Source organism: Brenneria sp. L4-2C (assembly GCF_040240335.1).
Taxonomy (GTDB): domain Bacteria; phylum Pseudomonadota; class Gammaproteobacteria; order Enterobacterales; family Enterobacteriaceae; genus Brenneria.
The window spans coordinates 1-17,675 of the sequence record NZ_JBEIAC010000019.1 but is presented as its reverse complement, the minus strand read 5'-3'; the positions used below and the strand labels follow the sequence as shown (position 1 = coordinate 17,675).

Here is a 17,675-nt window from a genome sequence, read left to right as displayed (position 1 = left end):
ATAGATGATTTATTTCAGGCTATTTAAATTAAGCGGTGTTTAACCCATGAAATGAGATCTTCGTTATTTACTCCCTTATCCTGGTCGACGGTATAAATATCGCCGATCCCCATGGGTTGTGCCTTTTCAGCTAAAATAATTAACTCGGAAATATATTCTTCACCCGGATGGCCTTTAACACGCGCAGAGCAACGCTGCTTATAGCGCTTCGCAACGAGTTCAGGTGATATGTTATTCCAAACCTCCAGCGTTTTTTTTACCCCGCACAGTTCCAGATAATCCGATAACACGGATTTTTCACGGAATCCAAACCAGGCATCCATAACAAAAACACTTTCCGGCGGCGATGCTTTGACAATATTGAACATGGATTCATAGGCCGCATAGCCCAGTTTCCTGTTCAATGTTCTATCAATGGTTTTAGAGAACTGAACCATAAATGGTTCTTTTATGTCATCGATACCCAAGACAGGAAAATTAAAATATGCAGAAATGACTCTGGATATTGAACTTTTTCCTGATGCCGGTATGCCATTAACTAAAATCAGTTTTTTCATAATAACCCAATAATTTCATCAATTGTTGCGGCTCGTCTGATTTGAGATAACGTATCGTCCTTTTCCAGTAGATTTACAATCGATGCAATGCCGTCGGTAATGTGTTCATCACTGTTTACTCCGCCAAACATGATAATAATATCCACGGGTTCGCTGCCATTAATGGAGACGGGATCACGGAGCGTCACCATACTAAAGCAGTTTTTCAGTACTCCGCATTCCGGTCTGGCATGCGGAATGGCGATACCTTCGTCAAAAACATAATATGCCCCATATTCCAGCGTGTTATTAATGATGGCGGTCGCATATTGCGGTGTAACATAGCCGCCCTCTATTAATGGTTGCGCTGCTTTCTCAATCATATCTGTCCATGAGCTGACATTTATCCCGACCTGGATGTATTTACTTTCTGCAAGGAATTTTCTAATGCTCATAAGACCTCATATATTTTTGCGAATGGTATTCCTTAGTTCATCGATTTTTACGAAAACATCATCAACCTTATTCCGATGACGCGTGCTATTTGAGAAGGCCTGAATAGCCTGGTTGTATTTAATCATCAGCTGTTTTTGAATGGCGCTATCAGCAGGGTTTTGTGATAAGCGTAATTCCAGATCTGATAATTCCTGCTCGATTTTCTGTATCGACTCATCATTTTCAGTTTCTTCTTTCTGTTTAACTGGATTGAAGAGTTCTTTTAACTTTGCGAACATGGCGCCTCCTCACATCTTTTTCCATGTGATGTCATTATTCAGTTATATGCGGCGGCAATGACTTTTATTTAGTCAGCTTTCTGTTTGCCAGGTAGGCAACGATAGTGACAAAGACAATGAATCCAATGACGAACGGCCAGTCATTCTGGAAAGCATGGCCTAATATAAGACCGGTACTTATAACATCTGAATCACTGAACGTGACGCCGATAAAGCCGAATGTTTCGAGTAACGGCACCAGGATCGCCGGTAAGAAAGTAATAAACAACCCATGGACGACGCCCCCGATAATCGCGCCCCTTCTGCCGCCTAATGCGTTGCCGAACACTCCGGCGGCGCCGCCGGCAAAGAAGTTGGTTAACAGGCCTGGGAGGATCATGGCGAGACCGAAGAGAGGAAAGATGATCATGCCAAGAATGGATCCTACCGTCGTAGCCAGAAAACCGACGATAACGGCATTAGGCGCATAGGGGAACAACACCGGACAATCAAGCGCGGGTTTCGCATTCGGCACTAACCGCATGGCGATGCCCCGGAAAGCGGGAACCAGCTCATTAAGCAGCAGGCGTACGCCGCTATACAATACAAAAACGCCGGTGACGAACTGCATCGATTGCATGAATGAATACATCAGGTAATTCGTGCCGCCCGCAAACTGGGCGATATACGTCGGACCGGCGACAACGGCTGGGATAAGATACATCGGTATCATTATTACCGCCATCGACAGGTACGTATCCTGGAGAAACTTGAAATTATCAGGTAATTCCAAATCTTCCGTTGATTTCGAGTTTTTACCAATCGCGCGGGCGACCGCGGCCTGAACCAGATAGCCGATAGTACAGAAATGACCTAGCGCCACATCATCGGAGTCCGTGATTTTGCGCACGATCGGTTGGGCTAATGCCGGCATCAATACCGCCATGATGCCGCCGAATATCCCGCCGGTAAGAATCAACGCCGCGCCTGTCAGTCCTGATTTATAACCGATAACCGTACCGATGGTCGCCATCCACAGTAGTGCCTGACCCGTCAGGAAGATGTATTTGAACGGCGTAATCCGCGCAATGATAATGTTAACGACGAAAATCACCAGCAGCGTAAGGGCGACCTGGGAGCCCAGTTCGCGGTTCGCCAAACCGGCGATTGCGGCGACATCGGTAATATATCCTTTCATACCAAAGCCGCTGGTAAAGATATTGTTGAGGAAGGTTAATGCATCAACGATGATATTGATGCCAGCCATCATTATCAGAAAACCCAGAAGCGTTTTAAATGTGCCTTCCAGCGTTTTTCCGACGGATTTTTTTTGCAGGATGAGGCCAATCATTGCTATTAATGCAATTAATATAGATGCTTGGCCCAATAAATCCTTCACCAGGAAATTGATAATAGTATCCACTTCATCACCTCATCTTTCAGATCGAGTTAATATAGGCCAGGATTTTTTCTTCTATTTCACGCTTATCGGTGAGTTTATTTAATATAATGACTCTTTTTTTATCTTCCTCGCTGGCGTCTGAGTTAATAATGTCGGCGAACACTTTCTGAGTGAGAATAATGTCATATTTTAACGCCGAGGCTTCCGAAACCGTTGTATGGCTGATATCCGCGTCAATATCTAATTTTTGGAATACGGATTTTGCGCTCATTTCAATGGCAAAGCTTGAGCCGAGGCCGCAGCCACATACGCAGAGTACTTTAAGCATAATATTACCTCATATAAGGTTATTTACTTTGGCAAGCTTATAGATGTTACTCTCTTTATCGACTAATCGTTTATCGGAACTTTCAAGGTCGATCGGTATAGCTTTATTATTGTGATTTATAACAATTATCTTATTCGTCAGGTTGGTATTGATACATCTGACGACTTCTTCGGCCAGGATAGCGCCTTGTATAATTTCCTCTCCGGTTGGAAGGCCGTTTCTTAACCCATAGCCCAGAATGGTCTTTCTTATTCTGATGCCGATCTTATGTTCTATTTTGCCAATCATGGTATCAATCGCGCCTTGAAAACCCGGCGTGTATTCTTTGGTATATCCCTCCGAACATAATATAATGACGCTGTTCTGTGTTTTTATCTTGCTCTTGATTTTTTCTGCCAGAACATCAATATCCCAGGGCGATTCAGGAATAAGGGCGATATCCGCATTGCTTTTCAATGCGGCCTGCAACGTCAGTTCGCCGCAGTAGCCGCCAAGCAGTTCTATCATAAACACTCGTCCGGGCAATCCTCGGCCGGTATTCCTTAATTTCCCCACCTCACTGATGACCTGTTCACAGGCGGTGGAAAATCCTATCGTGTAGCTGTTGCCGGTAATATCATTATCAATCGTCATCCCAATGCCATAGCAATTAACGCCATATCCACTGAGCGTTTTTAAAAACTGAAAAGAACCGTCGCCCCCTGCCATGATCAGCGAGTCAATCTTTCTTTGACGTATATTTTTGGCGATCTTTTCATAGTCTGACTTTCTACATTTATCTTCTTTTCTGCCTGAGGCAATCAAGGGGACGGGCGATATGGAAAAATCAACCAAATCCCGCCATGAAATTTCTTTGAACTCGTTATCTATCAGCCCGTTAATACCTCCGTCAAAAATCACAATTTCAGATTCGGTCATCCGACAGACCTGAAACAGAAAATTATTGATACCGCTGACATCACCGCCACTAATGACTAAACCTATTTTCATGGCATCTCCCCGATTGTTGGATATCAACGAAAATGTAGACTGATTGTTAATGATGGGAAAATTGTTTTTTTTGAAGGAAGTCGCATTTATGCAACGTTTGTTGGCCTTGTTACGTATTGACAGCGCTTTTCTAGGTGCAAAAGTGTGAAGTGAATCGCTTTATTTTGCGTGCGGATTTTTAGCAAAGCCGTGTAATTGGCTGTTTTTAATTATTTTGTTTTTTTGTCGCCCAATGGCGGCTGATCGCGGGTTTTTCGCTCAGCGTCTGTGTTTGTTTTTGTGATTTATTTCACGGTTATTTGCGATTCGGACGCGTTTTTATCACGATCGCCCCATTTGTTTCGCTGGTCAAACGCAGGAATTGCGTCAATTCGGCGGGGAAGTAGAGGATAAGCGGGGAAGGGCAGGCGCTGCTTTTCCATCAAGCGAACGGAAAACATCCTTGTTTCCCTGCCGCTTTCCCACTCAGCGATCAATCGCTCACAGCGAAATACTCACGATCAAGGGTTTATCGGAAGATAATTGACCGGTGCGGGCTTTTATCCAGATGCTGCCGCGCTGATCGCTATGCGCCGCCTCGCCCTGATGCGAAAACAGTTTATCCGTCGATTCCAGCCAGTCGTCCACTGTCGCCGCGCCGATGGTGATGCGGCGCGCGGCAGAGTGGTTTGACCGGATGCGCAAGTAGATAAACTCATGCAGCGGATAGTCATATTTGCGCGGCGTGACGCTGATGACCCGCGTTTCTCCCTCGGCGGCCGATTGTTGATATTGCTGATGGATATCGATAACGGAAAAGACGCCGTTTCGTTCCGCCGAACGCGTGACGCCGCCGTCATCCCAATACAACTGGTAATCGGCCGTCGCCGCTTTTTCCAGCGGATAAACCGACAGAACGAGCGGTTGCTTAAACTTATCCAGCACCTGAATGTTTTTGAATGCGGCCTTCAGATCCGACTGGCTATGCCGTTCGGGAATAATGGCGCCCTCACGGATAAATAGCGGCAGGTCGGTAATGTCGGCGATGACCTTAACCTGCTTGCCGCCGGCGATGGGATGGTCGATATCCGCCGTGTCTTCCAGCACGTTATACCTGAACCAGTGGATCGTCTCCTGCCCGCCGGCGGGAAGATAGACCGTTTTTTCGACCTCATAGGCGGCATCGCCGTTAAGGCTGCGCGTCAGGATCGGCGCCACGATGACCGAGTTATCGATAAAGAACTGCGTGGCGAGAATATCGCGATTGCTCTCGCTGAATACCGCTTCGTCCCCCTCCCACAGGCTCATGGCTTTGATGACCGGCGCGCCGCTGCGGGTGTTCTGATACATCGCGTCATACAACAGATGATGCCAGCGTACCCGAAAGCGGATAAAGGCGGCCATGATCTCGCTGAAGGTTCGCTGCTCGCCCGCCCTCCCCGTATAGTGATAAATCTCCTGATAGGGTTTCATCGCATCGTAGTGGTTACGCATCCACGGCATTAAACAGGCGGCCTGAACCCAGCGCGTCATCAACTCCTGCTCGCAAATCGCGCCGATATCGACGTCGTCGGCGCCCAGCACCAGTCGGTCGTAAACCATCGGGTTGTGATTCCGATTCTGGTTGCCGTTGAATAATATGCTGCCGGGATCCTCCGGCGCTTCGCCGGGGGCGAAACCGCCGACGTCGGTGCCGGCGATCGGCAGACCGGACATGCCGAGATTAAGCAGCATGGGCAGGGTCGCCTGAAGGTGGTGCCAGGTCGAGGCATTATCGCCGACCCAATGTCCCGCATAGTGTTGCAGTCCGGGGTAGCCGCTGCGACAGATGATGTAGCTGCGTTTATAGCTTTTCAGCAGATCTTCATGGGCCGTCAGCCCATATTCATAGGTGGATTTCGCCAGCATATAGGCGTGGAAATTGCGCAACTCGACAAAAGGCGTTTTACGCCCGTCGCCGAAACGAGGATCGGTCAGATGCAATTGACCGTGGTAGCTGCGCCAGTTGAAGGTATTGGTGCGCCTTCTGTCGTCGTCCGGCGCTTCGCCGCTCAGCGACCAGCCGAACTGATTGCGCGGCGACTCCGTATCGGCGAAGTTATTGCCGTCTTCCACGTGGGGCATCGCATCGGGAACCGTCATGTCCTGCCAGACGAACCCGAGGCCGTTTTTCAGCAAATAGGCGTACTGATCGCCCCAAAAACGGGCGGCGTCCGGATTACCGTAATCGGTCACCACCGCGCCGATCATGTCCCGTTCCGCCGTTTGCGCGTTAATGCCGTAGTCGAGAACCAGCACGTTTTGATCGGGGTAGTTGACCTCGCCAATTCGGGTGTACGTCAGCCCCGGATAATCGCTTTCATTTTTGGGGCCGCGGAATTTGGGGATGTTGGCTTCCCCCTCATTCTGGACGCAGTAACCGTTGCGGATAAGACCCTGCACGGTTTCATACTGCTTTTTCGTCCTGTCGCCGGGATGGTAGGCCACCTTATCCGCCCGGATAAACGGCGTGATATTGGTCTGGCATTGCAGATTGAATTGCGCCGCCCAGTCGAAAACCGAGATCCCTTCGCCGACCTTGCCGCCGGACCAGAAGCTATCCTTGATGGTAAAGACTTTTTTATCTTCCTGAATGTCGATATCAATCCCCAGTCCTTCTATCGGGATATCCGCCTGCCGATGGCCTTCGACGATATCCTCAACATAGACTTTCAGCGGATCGTTTTCTCCCTGCGGGCGCAGCAGACCGGGAAAGCCGTATTTGGCCTGAAAATAGCCAAAGATATATTTGGGCGGCATGGTCGCACGGTCGTTGAGCGTCAATTCGTCCGGCGACGCCGCGCCGGGATTGCCTCGTCCCATCAGGTAGGTAAAGGCATCCAGTACCTTGGCCGCCTGTTCCGCGAACATGTAATGGCAATCGAATTCTCCCTGCTGCACGCCCGCTTCAACGGCCGTTTTATCGCGAGCGGGGTTCTTGAAGGAAAAATAACTCTGTCCGGTATTATCGAGAAACACGCCCAGAAACTGCTGACGCCCGTTAATGCCGGCCCGTTCGATATAAAACGGCGCGTTAAGGTATTGCGGGACGCAGGAGGTGGCTTTGAAGGCATCCCGATAAGGGACGCTGCGCGGAAAAACCTCGGGCTGGTTGTACCAAAGATTATCGTAATTGTAGCAGGTGACCTGCTCGCCGCTATGATCGAGCCGCGAGCCGCCGTAGTAACCGTAGCTGTCCCCTTTGGCTGCGCCGGCCTCCGGGTTGTGCTTGCCGGTCAGATTATAATTAAGGATCTCGCCCAGACCGAAGTAGTGCGTGGCCGACTCCGCCCGGCGCTTCATGTTCGCCACGGTGCCGACGCCGGGTTTGGCGTGGAACAAGGGGCCGGAGGAGATATCGGTGATTGCGCCGTCCGACAGGCGTTTGATGCGTATCGCCAGCAGGCCGTCGTCAGCTCTGACAAACTGGATTTGTATCGCGCTTAATTGCACGCTGACGCCGTTGCGGTTCCAGCGCAGGACTGGCTTATAGCCCGCCGCCTGTTCGTGCCGGCGGATACGGTCGAGGCGTTCGGCCACGACCGGGCCATAAACTTTATCCGGATAATCCTCTATTGATGCGGCGGAAGGGGAAAAACGCACCCTGAAGGCATCTTTCCGGCAGGAGGTGACCTGTAGAATAAGACAAACATTGCGCTCGTCGTTCGTGGCGCCGGATCGGGCCTTGGCGTTAATATAGATAGTCCAGTCGCTATCGAATCCGCCGGGAGAATGCGGCTTGCCGTCCCAGTAGACCGAGTACAGTTCGATATCGTCGCCGACGGACCATTCCTCAACCGGCACATAATCATAGGTGTTATAAGGCCGCCACGCGTTCGGAAGTTTTCTGTTATTCATGACTACGCTGTCCTTGGTTGTCGATTAGCTTTTGTCTGCTGAACGGTGAAATTCGAAGGCAATCCAGACGCTATCGGTGTCGGCGTAGTACTGATGCGGCGGGTAGTGGAAGCAGGGATCGTCCATGCTGGCGTTTTTACAGATGTCGGATTCGCCTTTCCAGCCGTCATAATCCTTGACCAGCGGCATCGGCAGATGGGAATTGCCGGGCGCCAGCCTGAATTCCTCATACATTTCCGGGAAGGCTTTTCCGGTATCGAAAGGCGAGAACATGCCGCCTTCCGGTTGGATGACGCGTTTACCGGCAATGGCTGCACGGGCTTTGGCCATGTTGGTGAATTTCTGCATGCGGCCAAACCCAATCAACTGCGTATGCACTTCTAGGAAATTGCTGCCATGCGCGGCGTGGATCCCCGCATCCGCGCCGGCCGGCAGCCACCAGAGGTTGGCGTATAGCTCATAGGGTAAGGCTTTGCTGCCCGCGGGAGCCGGCAGGCCGACCAAATGCCACGGGTTCACCTGGATTTGATGCGCCAGATGGAGCTGGTTGGAGATCCAGAGCGGCAGCGCGGGCATACCTGCCGGGAACGCATATTTGGCCCAGTTTGTTTCCTGGGAAAATACATCCGTCTCAACATTGCGGGTGCTGCGTACCTGAATCAATGAAATCAGCCCGTTTGCCGCGGCGTCGGCGCTGGTAATCACCGCGCCGGCCCGGATAATCACGCTTTGCAGTGAAGGAATGAGGCGTCGTAGCGGGGTATCGTTCTGGAGATCGTTGTTGATCTCGGCGCTGGCTGAGACAAACACAGGCTGCGGCCCCAGATTGGTCAATATGATATCGGCATTATCCTGATGGGCGAACAGACTGCTGGTATCAAATTCATGCAGGCTGCTTACCATCGCCCCGTAGAGCATGCTGCCGTTAAACGGATATTCCGAAACGATATTTTCCCCTGTCGCCGGTTTGATGGTAAAGGTCGCCGGCGCGGCCGGGTTGGCGCCCGGCGCCAGCGTTTTATCGGTCGCGACGCAGGATGTGCCGATCACGCCCGGCGGGCAATTCGCTGGCTTAGGCTTATTAACGCCGTTGCCGGCCATGACTTTAGGCGCGCCGGCCAGCGCCATCGTCCCCGCGACGCATCCGCCATAAAGAATGAATTTACGCCGGGACAGCGAAGAGGGAATGCTCTCTTTGTCCGTTAAAGGAAGAAGATTCGCCTTTGGGTTTTTTAATCGAGTATTCATATTGGCCTCTAATTATTTCTTAGTTAACAATTCTTGTTATTTGCGCGGGAAATAACGGATGCCGAATCTTGTCGCCATTTTATTTATTCATTCTGCGACTTGTCGGCGGGGTGGTTGATTTAATCCGTCAATCAGATGACTCCCGTAATGGCGCAATTTATCCCGTAAATGATAATTACGTAATAAGTCGATATGTTTCCATAAGGATTTATTTGCTTGCTAATTGTTTTATCGCGCTATTATTGGCGGCGTTATGGAGAATTTAAACGCCGGACGCGATAATCCTATGGGTAAATGCTGGGTGGTGGATAAAGTAGATTCATAATATAGCAAGTGAACAACTTATTAATTAAGACTGATCCTAGTTATTTTCAACTCAGCATGACATTACTGCTTCTTTAGCATTGGGTTATCCCTTATTCCAGTCGGCATTGTAGCCTTCGGTTGGTGAAATTCCCTGTTCCTGGTCAAAAACTTACACGGAATATTATCAAAAATGGCCTTTAATCCACCAAAATATAATCTTATTTGTTTTTATTCCAACGCTGTTTGAACGGGCGTTTTGCGGTAAATATCTTTTTATTTTGTGATTAATTGTTTTATTTTTCTAAATACTATCACTAATGGTAAAAGAATGTAATAAATAAAGTTAAGATCATCCATTATTATCAGCCTATTAAATAAAGATTCGATGTATCCTGTTAGATGTTAACCAGCTCACAGTTTAGACTGTTTAGAAGCTGCCAGAATGAGCTGGAACCTTTCAGCTTGTGCTTCAGCGCACTGAAAACGAACATGTTCACAAAGAGGAATTAAGATGGCCAACATGCATATCCGTGAGCCGGCAGCGATCATATCGTTAGCCGGCATCACGCTGTCCGCCCAGGCAATTCCGCCGCAAGACGCAAAGTGGTGGAAAGAGGCGGTCGTTTATCAAATTTATCCGCGCTCTTTTAATGACAGCAATGGCGATGGTATTGGCGATCTCAACGGCATTACCGAGAAACTGGATTATCTAAAGAATCTGGGGGTTGATGTTATTTGGCTGAGTCCGCATTTTGATTCGCCTAATGCGGATAACGGCTACGACATCCGCAATTATCGAAAAGTCATGGCCGAGTTCGGTACGATGGAAGATTTCGATCGAATGTTGAGCGAAATAAAACGTCGGAATATGAAATTAATTATCGATCTGGTGGTAAATCATACCAGCGACGAGCATCAATGGTTTAAGGAAAGCAGAAAGTCGAAAGAGAATCCGTATCGCGATTATTATATCTGGCGGGACGGTCGTAATGGCGATGCGCCGAATAATTATCCCTCTTTCTTCGGCGGTTCGGCCTGGAAAAAAGACGACGCGACAGGACAATATTACCTGCACTATTTTGCGGAAAAACAGCCGGATTTGAATTGGGAAAATAAAAAAGTACGTGAGGAAGTGTACGACATCATGCGCTTCTGGCTGGATAAAGGCGTTTCTGGTTTTCGTATGGACGTGATTCCCTTTATCTCCAAACAGGACGGCCTGCCTGATTTGCCGCCGGATAAATTAACGCACTCGGAATTAGTCTTTGCCCACGGGCCGCGTATTCATGAATATTTGCAGGAAATGAACCGGGAAGTGTTATCCCGCTACGATACCATGACGGTGGGCGAGGCCTTTGGCGTAACCTTTGAGGATACGCCGAAATTTATCAACGCCGACCGCAATGAACTCAATATGCTGTTTCATTTCGATATCGTTCGTCTCGATCGGGATAACTGGCGTAAGACGGACTGGACATTGCCGCAGTTAAAAGCGGCGTTTGAGAAAATCGATCGGTCGGGACGTTTGGGATGGAATACCAGCTTTTTGAGCAACCACGACCACCCGCGCGCGGTTTCGCATTTTGGCGACGACAGCGATCGGTGGCGCGTTTTATCCGCCAAAGCGCTGGCGACGATGATGCTAACCCAGCGCGCCACGCCTTTCCTGTATCAAGGCGATGAACTGGGAATGACCAACTATCCTTTCAGGACGGTGACGGATTTTGAGGACGTCGAAGTTCGGGGGCTGTGGAAGGTGCTGGTGGAAAGCGGACAAGTGACGGCGGATGAGTTCCTGCAACACCTGAGCCAGACCAGCCGCGATAACGCCAGAACGCCGATGCAATGGAGCGAAGAGGTGAATAGCGGCTTTAGCGAAGGCACTCCGTGGCTGGCGGTTAATCCGAACTACAGGCAAATTAATGCCGCTTCGCAGATTGACCAGTCGGATTCCGTGTATAACTATCATCGCGAACTGATTGCGCTAAGGCGCCAGGCGCCCGCTTTGATCTACGGGGAATATCGCGATCTTGATCCGCAGCATAATCAACTGTTCGCTTATACCCGCACCCTGGAAGATCAACAGTATCTGGTGGCGATCAATTTCAGCCATGATAATGTTGAATGGGATATCCCTGATGGCAAAAAAATCGTCAAGACGTTAATCAGCAACCGCGCTGAACCGGCGGCCGCGTCGGGTGACAGCCGCCTGACGATGAAGCCCTGGCAGGCGGTCATTTTCCAAATATAGCTTTTATCCTGCCTGCGAACGTAGGCAGGATATGGCCTTACTGATGGTTTCATCGACCGATAAAAAGAGGCGGACGCGGGTTCGCCTTTCCCGTCTTTTTGGACCGCGCATTGAGGTTTTCTTCTTAGCGGTTACGCTGTTATTCTCCTTTTATGTATTGTTTTTTGCGTAAGGAAGAGATGATGACCACGGTTCTTCTGCTGGATCCTCGTGTTGAGGAAATACGCGCGCAGTTGCATGATGAAGCCGCGCCGATTGAGCTGGCGTTATCGGACGGCACCACGGAACAGGCGAACCGTTATGCCGTCTGGCTCGGCGAGCCGGATGTCGCCGCCGCGCTGTTGGCCCGGGGCGCTAAACCTGAGTGGCTGCAATCCACCTGGGCGGGTTTCAAGCCGCTATTGGCCGCGGGATTGCCGCGCGACTACCGGCTGAGCCGGGCGGTCGGCGTATTTGGTCAGCCGATTGCCGAGTATGTTATCGCCCAACTGCTCAGACATGAATTACAGCTGGACGAGCGGCAGCGCAGCCAGAATCAGCGGGAATGGAATCGCCGTTTACCGGGATCGCTGGCCGGCAAAAAGGTGCTGATTGTCGGGGCCGGCGAGATTGGCGGCGAGGTGGCGGGTTTCCTGCAACCTTTCGGCGCGGCGCTCTATGGCATTGTGAATACGCCCCGGCCGTTACCTTCCTTTAAGCGCGTCGCGGGGATAGACGAACTGCAAACCGCCGTTCAGGATGCCGACTACGTGATCAACCTCTTGCCTGATACCGCCGCAACAACGGACATCTACAATGCCGCGCTGTTTGCCGCGATGAAAACATCAGCCCTGTTCATTAACGTAGGGCGGGGAACGGCGGTGGTTGATGAGGATTTACTCGCGGCGTTGCACAATAAACAGATTGCCGGCGCAGTGCTGGATGTTTTCCGGCAGGAGCCTTTACCTGAGTCCCATCCGTTTTGGCAGGCGCCCAACCTTACGATCACCGCGCATGTCGCCGGTCCGATGGTTCCAGCGCTGCTCGTCCGCCTGTTTCTGGACAACCTGGCGCGCTTCCGGCGCGGCGACGCGCTACGCGGGGAAGTGGATTTCGCCAAGGAATATTGAATCCTTGCCGATGATGAGACGGTATTGCGCCGGCGTGGCGATGAAGCGAATTTTTGCTGAAAAACCCTTGTCAGCCTGCGCAGATTGGGACATAATGCCGCCCGCCTCATGAATTATAGTGATAACATTCATGCGGTTAGGTGCATTTTGCGGACAATGCATCACTCCAGGCCCGTTAAGTTTGCTTTTCAGCGGAACTGAGAGATAATACAGCGCACCGCATGCGGGAATAGCTCAGTTGGTAGAGCACGACCTTGCCAAGGTCGGGGTCGCGAGTTCGAGTCTCGTTTCCCGCTCCAATTTCTTTTCTATAGACAGCCACCAAAGTCTGTAGCTCTCTGATTCAACAGGGTAGTCGCTCTGTTGAGCCTCCAGCGAAATCCACTGAAAACCACCGTCAACCACGCCGAAGTAGTACACAAATTAGTACACGAAAATCGGGTGAACGGCGAGTGCGGATTGTTTGCTGAGCCGCTTCGCTGTGCGCGGTACACCTCTCTTCAGCACTGAAGGAGGCAACCCCTATGGCGTTAACCGATGCCGTCGCCCGGCAGGCCCGCACCACCGGCAAAGCCTATACCCTGAACGATAGCGATGGGCTGTCACTGTTCGTGACCGGTAAAGGCGCGAAGAAATGGCACTTCCGCTTTTCGTTGCAGGGTAAACAGCAGCGAATCTCGCTCGGTTCTTATCCCGCCCTTTCCCTGAAACAGGCACGCCAGCAGCGTGACGAATTGCGTGCGCAGTTGGCTGCGGGTAACGATCCGCGTAGCTATCGCCAGCAGTGCAACGTTGCGGCGCAAAATACCTTTGATGCAGTGTTCCGCCAGTGGCGCGACTTCAAGGCGCTGAGTCTGGAGCGCGGACGACAAAGTACGCTGTCGCAGATCGATCGCATTTTCGCTAAAGACGTGCTGCCGTCGCTGGGTAGCCTGCCGATTTTCGACGTTGAGCCGTCACATATTTTGGACGTCTTGCGCCGGATAGAGCGGCGTAGGGCATTTACTACCGCAGAGAAAGTAAGAACGTGGCTGAATCAACTATTCCGCTATGCCAAAGTGGAAAAAGGCGTGCGCTACAATCCGGCCAGCGATCTGGATATTGTGGCCGCGCCCCGACCGCCGGTGACGCATAATCCTTTCTTGCGCATGGATGAGTTACCGTCGTTTTTGCGCAAGCTGCGCGACTACAACGGGCAGGAGACAACCCAACAGGGCTTACGTCTGCTGTTGTTGACCGGCGTGCGTACCGGCGAGTTGCGCCTTGCCGAACCTGACCAGTTCGATCTTAAACGTGGGCTGTGGATTATTCCGCCCGCGTCGGTCAAACAGCTGCAGGTCAGGATGCGCCGGGAAGGTAACAGCGTTCCGGCTTATGTGGTGCCGCTGCCGCGACAGGCCATCGACATCGTGAAAGCGCTTTTAACGTTGCAGAAGCGACGACCGGCGCAACGCTACCTGCTTCCCAATTGCAACAACCTGCAAAAGCGCATCAGCGAAAATACGCTTAATAGCGCGCTGAAACGTATGGGTTATGCGGATCGACTAACCGGTCACGGTATTCGGGCGACGATCTCGACGGCGTTAAACGAACTCGGTTATCCGAAAGAGTGGATCGAGGTACAACTATCTCATGCCGATCCTAATAAGATCCGCGCCGCTTATAACCATGAGGTTTACGTTGAGCAGCGGCGGATGATGATGCAGGAATGGGCCGACAGGTTGGATCGGTGGGAAGGTGGGGAAGCGGTGACGAAAAGCGCTGCGACGCGGGGCATCGGCGCGTTTGGCATGACGGCGAACAGTGGGATATGGACTGCTGAGGGATCGCCGTTGTTGCGCGAGGTTATTTTGCGCTAAGCGACTTATCCCTTTTTCCACTGAACGGCTTCGCCTTCATATAATTTCAGGATGAGTTCTGCGAAGCCGTCATCGACGGTGTAAAAATAACTTTCAGGCACATTAAGAACGCGGGCAAAGGCGCACATCATTTCAAAAGTCGGGCGGTGTGTGCCGCTTTCATACTGAGAGACGCGCGATCGTGCGGTCGCTTCTTCAATACCTGCAAGCACTCCCAATTTTTCCTGCGTCATTTTGGCTCGTAAACGGGCCGCTTTAAGGCGAGTAGGTAACATACTGGCACCATTAATCATCCGTAGTGATGCCATGTTTAGCATTGCTTTACATATGAGTTGCTTAGAGTCCCTGAACAGGCGTGGTTTGCCAAAAAAGAAAGATCAAAAGGTGTGCGTTTTATATTGGCGGTAAAGATCGAGCAGCATTTCCGCAAATTTGTCATCGACGGTATAGAAATAGCCTTCCGGTACATTCAGCACCTTCGCAAAGGCGCACATCATTTCAAATGTCGGGCGATGTATCCCGTTTTCATATTGCGAGACGCGCGAACGTGCGGTTTCCTCTTCGATGCCCGCCAGTATTCCCAGTTTTTCTTGAGTGAGATGCGCATTAAGCCGCGCGGATTTAAGCCGTACAGGAAGCATAGTCAACGCCGTGGCCGGATATTGACTTACTGTTTAGCATTACTTAACATCGTAGTTGTTTAGAGGTGCTGAACATTTGGCGATAACGGCATAGGGGAAGGGAAAATGGACGGTAATGACTGGCATCCGGCGGATATCATTGCAAGTTTAAGAAAGCAGGGAACAACATTGTCGGCGATTTCCAGAGAGGCAGGGCTGGCATCGTCCACGCTGGCAAACGCGCTGACACGACACTGGCCGAAAGGCGAACGCCTGATCGCCGAAGCGCTGAATAAACGCCCCGAAGAGATCTGGCCTTCGCGCTACCAAAACACCGGGCGCGGACGGGGTAGGGCAGGGGAGTCAGAGTAAAGGCTCGTCCGGCGTAAATTCACAAAACTTTACATTTTGCGCTGGTGGATTTCGGCGCTCCCTAACGGATTTCTATGGAATGGAAATCCGTTAGGGAGCCAACAAGCGCAGCGCGTTAGCCGCTTGATGCGGGAAGGCTGGCGCAGTAAGTTATTAGTGCTTTATCGCTGCGAGAAGCAGCATCCCATGTTGCCACGACCTTCAAGGCAACGCACAGGCTCGGCCTGTGAGGTCTACACCCAGCCCGCCATCGCTGCCATTCTGCGGGTGCTCGCTTCGGCGACGGCAGCTACCTGACCTTAGCAGCCCAGAGCTGCATCCAGTTCGTGAAGCTATCGCTTCGTTGCTGTCCGTTTACGCGCTGATGCGTGTTTACACTCTTATCGCCAGTGACTGGCGCAACCGTCCGCGGCCTTTTGCTGCCTCAGCGAATGCATCCATGAGGCAGCGGCGTCACTTCATACGGCTGAAAGCCGTTGCAAGTGACGCCGATAACGATCTCTGCGCCAGCCCTTGCGCCACAGCGTTTTCCGGCGCGACCTGTCATCTGACGCACATTTTCTGCGTCAATTCTTATCAACCTACTTATCAGAGGAGGACTGAACCGATACCGAGGCAGGCTCTTAGCCTGAGGGGATTACCCTGCTGATGCAGGCGGCTGCACCGAGTGCATAACCGATATCCCCGCCATACCTCAACCGCTGCCGCTCCGGCGCGCAGGTATTGTTCAGTGCGGCACGGCAAATCCGTGTCGTAAATCGCCGTGCGCCGGAGAACAGAGGTTATTGAGGATGGGGGATAGCATATGTCACGTTTAAACCGGGAAATACAGACGCTAGCCCGACAGGCTGGCGGCAGCCATAAAACGGTACATGACCGACTAAAAATTGCAGAGCGGCTTGCCAGTCACCTGCTGTCTTTGAATATTCAGATTCGCACAGTGCAGCATCTGAAAGCAAAACATATCGAATGCTATATCGCCGAACGGTTAGAACAGGGAATTACTTTGCGTACGCTGCATAATGAAATGGCGGCGGTGCGTGTCATCCTACGGACTGCCGGGTGGGCTAAGCTGGCGAATGCGGAACGGCTGAGCAACAAGACGTTAGGGCTGAGTGGGGCCAGCCGGAACGGTACGCGGCAGGCGATTACGCCGGAGTGCTATCAGGCGGCGCTGGCAATCCTGCAACAGAAAGACGCCGGACTTGCGCTGACGCTGCAACTGGCTCGAATGATGGGCCTACGTTCGCAGGAAGCGGTGCAGTGCTCGCAGTCGCTCCAGACATGGGCCGCAGTGCTGGAGCGAGGCGACGAACAACTGACGGTAGTATTCGGCACCAAAGGCGGACGGCCCCGACAAACACGGGTTCTGGATCGGGAAGCGTTAACGCAGGCAGTGCATCAGGCGATTGCGATTACCGCTGCTCGCAACGGTCGGCTGATTGATAAACCGGATCTGAAAAGCGCCATGAACCGCTGGCGCTCGCAAACGGCTCTGGCAGGGCTAAAGGGACAATACTCTTTGCACAGCCTGCGTTACGCATGGGCGCAGGATGCGATGCATTATTATCGGCAGCAGGGGTTCAGCAACCGGGAAGCCAGCGCGCTGGTATCGATGGATTTAGGGCATGGGGATGGGCGTGGGCGTTATGTAGCACAGGTTTATGGGAAAAGGCTGTAGCGTGTCGTTGAATAAATCGGAGTGACTGGTTCATACTCGATCTGGCATTTTCGTTGATCTGAGCGCAATATAATCTGGTAGCCGGCCATGTGGCAGAGGCGGACGCTACAAACAACCTAGGCTGTGTCCCTTAATCATCTGAGCTATAGTAACTACTTATTTCCACAACACTTTGAGATATGGCCCGATACGATCTTCCCGATGAAGCATGGAGCATCATCCAGCCCTTACTGCCTGCTGAACCTACATCCCCACGAGCCGGACGCCCATGGGCTGAGCATCGTAAAGTCATCAACGGTATGTTCTGGGTGTTGTGTTCTGGTGCGCCATGGCGCGATTTACCTGAGCGATATGGCTCCTGGAAAACGGTTTATAATCGCTTTA

General features: G+C 51.5%; 16 protein-coding genes and 1 tRNA gene. 7 read left to right on the top strand and 10 right to left on the bottom strand.

What is annotated here, in order from left to right:
- Positions 1–23: 23 nt before the first annotated feature.
- From ABRZ26_RS20225 to ABRZ26_RS20190, 8 genes are all read right to left on the bottom strand, one after another.
- Positions 24–557, bottom strand: coding sequence for a P-loop nucleotide/nucleoside kinase family protein (locus tag ABRZ26_RS20225; RefSeq protein ID WP_319605922.1), 534 nt, complete (start codon positions 555–557; stop codon positions 24–26).
- Complete coding sequence (locus tag ABRZ26_RS20220) at positions 554–991, bottom strand: PTS sugar transporter subunit IIA (RefSeq protein WP_319605921.1); 438 nt, start codon at positions 989–991, stop codon at positions 554–556. The genes ABRZ26_RS20225 and ABRZ26_RS20220 overlap by 4 nt, the downstream gene beginning before the upstream one ends.
- 6 nt (positions 992–997) lie before the next feature.
- A complete protein-coding gene (locus ABRZ26_RS20215) occupies positions 998–1,270 on the bottom strand; it encodes a hypothetical protein (RefSeq protein WP_319605920.1) in 273 nt (90 codons plus the stop codon).
- A 64-nt stretch (positions 1,271–1,334) separates the two neighbouring features.
- Positions 1,335–2,672: a PTS sugar transporter subunit IIC gene (locus ABRZ26_RS20210; protein ID WP_319605919.1), complete on the bottom strand. Its 1,338-nt coding sequence runs from the start codon at positions 2,670–2,672 to the stop codon at positions 1,335–1,337.
- Positions 2,673–2,688: 16 nt separating this feature from the next.
- Positions 2,689–2,979 (bottom strand): PTS sugar transporter subunit IIB, encoded by a 291-nt coding sequence (locus ABRZ26_RS20205; RefSeq protein WP_319605918.1) that lies wholly within the window; start codon positions 2,977–2,979, stop codon positions 2,689–2,691.
- A 9-nt stretch (positions 2,980–2,988) separates the two neighbouring features.
- Entirely contained in the window at positions 2,989–3,969 is a 981-nt protein-coding gene (locus ABRZ26_RS20200; protein WP_319605917.1) for a 6-phosphofructokinase, read from the bottom strand.
- Between the two features lie 480 nt (positions 3,970–4,449).
- A complete protein-coding gene (locus tag ABRZ26_RS20195) occupies positions 4,450–7,845 on the bottom strand; it encodes a TIM-barrel domain-containing protein (RefSeq protein ID WP_319605916.1) in 3,396 nt (1,131 codons plus the stop codon).
- Positions 7,846–7,869: 24 nt separating this feature from the next.
- A complete protein-coding gene (locus tag ABRZ26_RS20190) occupies positions 7,870–9,093 on the bottom strand; it encodes a hypothetical protein (protein WP_319605915.1) in 1,224 nt (407 codons plus the stop codon).
- An 817-nt stretch (positions 9,094–9,910) separates the two neighbouring features.
- Between ABRZ26_RS20190 and ABRZ26_RS20185 the strand changes: the two genes are divergently transcribed.
- The 4 genes from ABRZ26_RS20185 (at position 9,911) to ABRZ26_RS20170 (ending at position 14,618) form a co-directional block, all read left to right on the top strand.
- Positions 9,911–11,650: a glycoside hydrolase family 13 protein gene (locus ABRZ26_RS20185; RefSeq protein WP_319605914.1), complete on the top strand. Its 1,740-nt coding sequence runs from the start codon at positions 9,911–9,913 to the stop codon at positions 11,648–11,650.
- 182 nt (positions 11,651–11,832) lie between these two features.
- Complete coding sequence (locus ABRZ26_RS20180) at positions 11,833–12,759, top strand: D-2-hydroxyacid dehydrogenase (protein ID WP_319605913.1); 927 nt, start codon at positions 11,833–11,835, stop codon at positions 12,757–12,759.
- 223 nt (positions 12,760–12,982) lie between these two features.
- Positions 12,983–13,058, top strand: a tRNA-Gly gene (locus ABRZ26_RS20175).
- Between the two features lie 225 nt (positions 13,059–13,283).
- Positions 13,284–14,618 (top strand): tyrosine-type recombinase/integrase, encoded by a 1,335-nt coding sequence (locus ABRZ26_RS20170; protein WP_413556353.1) that lies wholly within the window; start codon positions 13,284–13,286, stop codon positions 14,616–14,618.
- 5 nt (positions 14,619–14,623) lie between these two features.
- Here ABRZ26_RS20170 and ABRZ26_RS20165 read toward each other — a convergent pair whose 3' ends face one another.
- The gene (locus ABRZ26_RS20165) at positions 14,624–14,893 is read right to left on the bottom strand and encodes a helix-turn-helix domain-containing protein (RefSeq protein ID WP_319605974.1); all 270 of its coding nucleotides are present in this window, start codon (positions 14,891–14,893) and stop codon (positions 14,624–14,626) included.
- Between the two features lie 102 nt (positions 14,894–14,995).
- Positions 14,996–15,259: a helix-turn-helix domain-containing protein gene (locus ABRZ26_RS20160; RefSeq protein ID WP_319605912.1), complete on the bottom strand. Its 264-nt coding sequence runs from the start codon at positions 15,257–15,259 to the stop codon at positions 14,996–14,998.
- 105 nt (positions 15,260–15,364) lie between these two features.
- Here ABRZ26_RS20160 and ABRZ26_RS20155 point away from each other — a divergent pair, with 105 nt between their 5' ends.
- The 3 genes from ABRZ26_RS20155 to ABRZ26_RS20145 all read left to right on the top strand — a co-directional run.
- Positions 15,365–15,610 (top strand): helix-turn-helix domain-containing protein, encoded by a 246-nt coding sequence (locus ABRZ26_RS20155; protein WP_319605911.1) that lies wholly within the window; start codon positions 15,365–15,367, stop codon positions 15,608–15,610.
- A gap of 805 nt (positions 15,611–16,415) precedes the next feature.
- Positions 16,416–17,291 (top strand): integrase domain-containing protein, encoded by an 876-nt coding sequence (locus tag ABRZ26_RS20150; protein WP_319605910.1) that lies wholly within the window; start codon positions 16,416–16,418, stop codon positions 17,289–17,291.
- Positions 17,292–17,470: 179 nt separating this feature from the next.
- Positions 17,471–17,675, top strand: a 205-nt coding sequence (locus ABRZ26_RS20145; RefSeq protein WP_319602908.1) for a transposase, incomplete at its 3' end; no start/stop codon positions are given.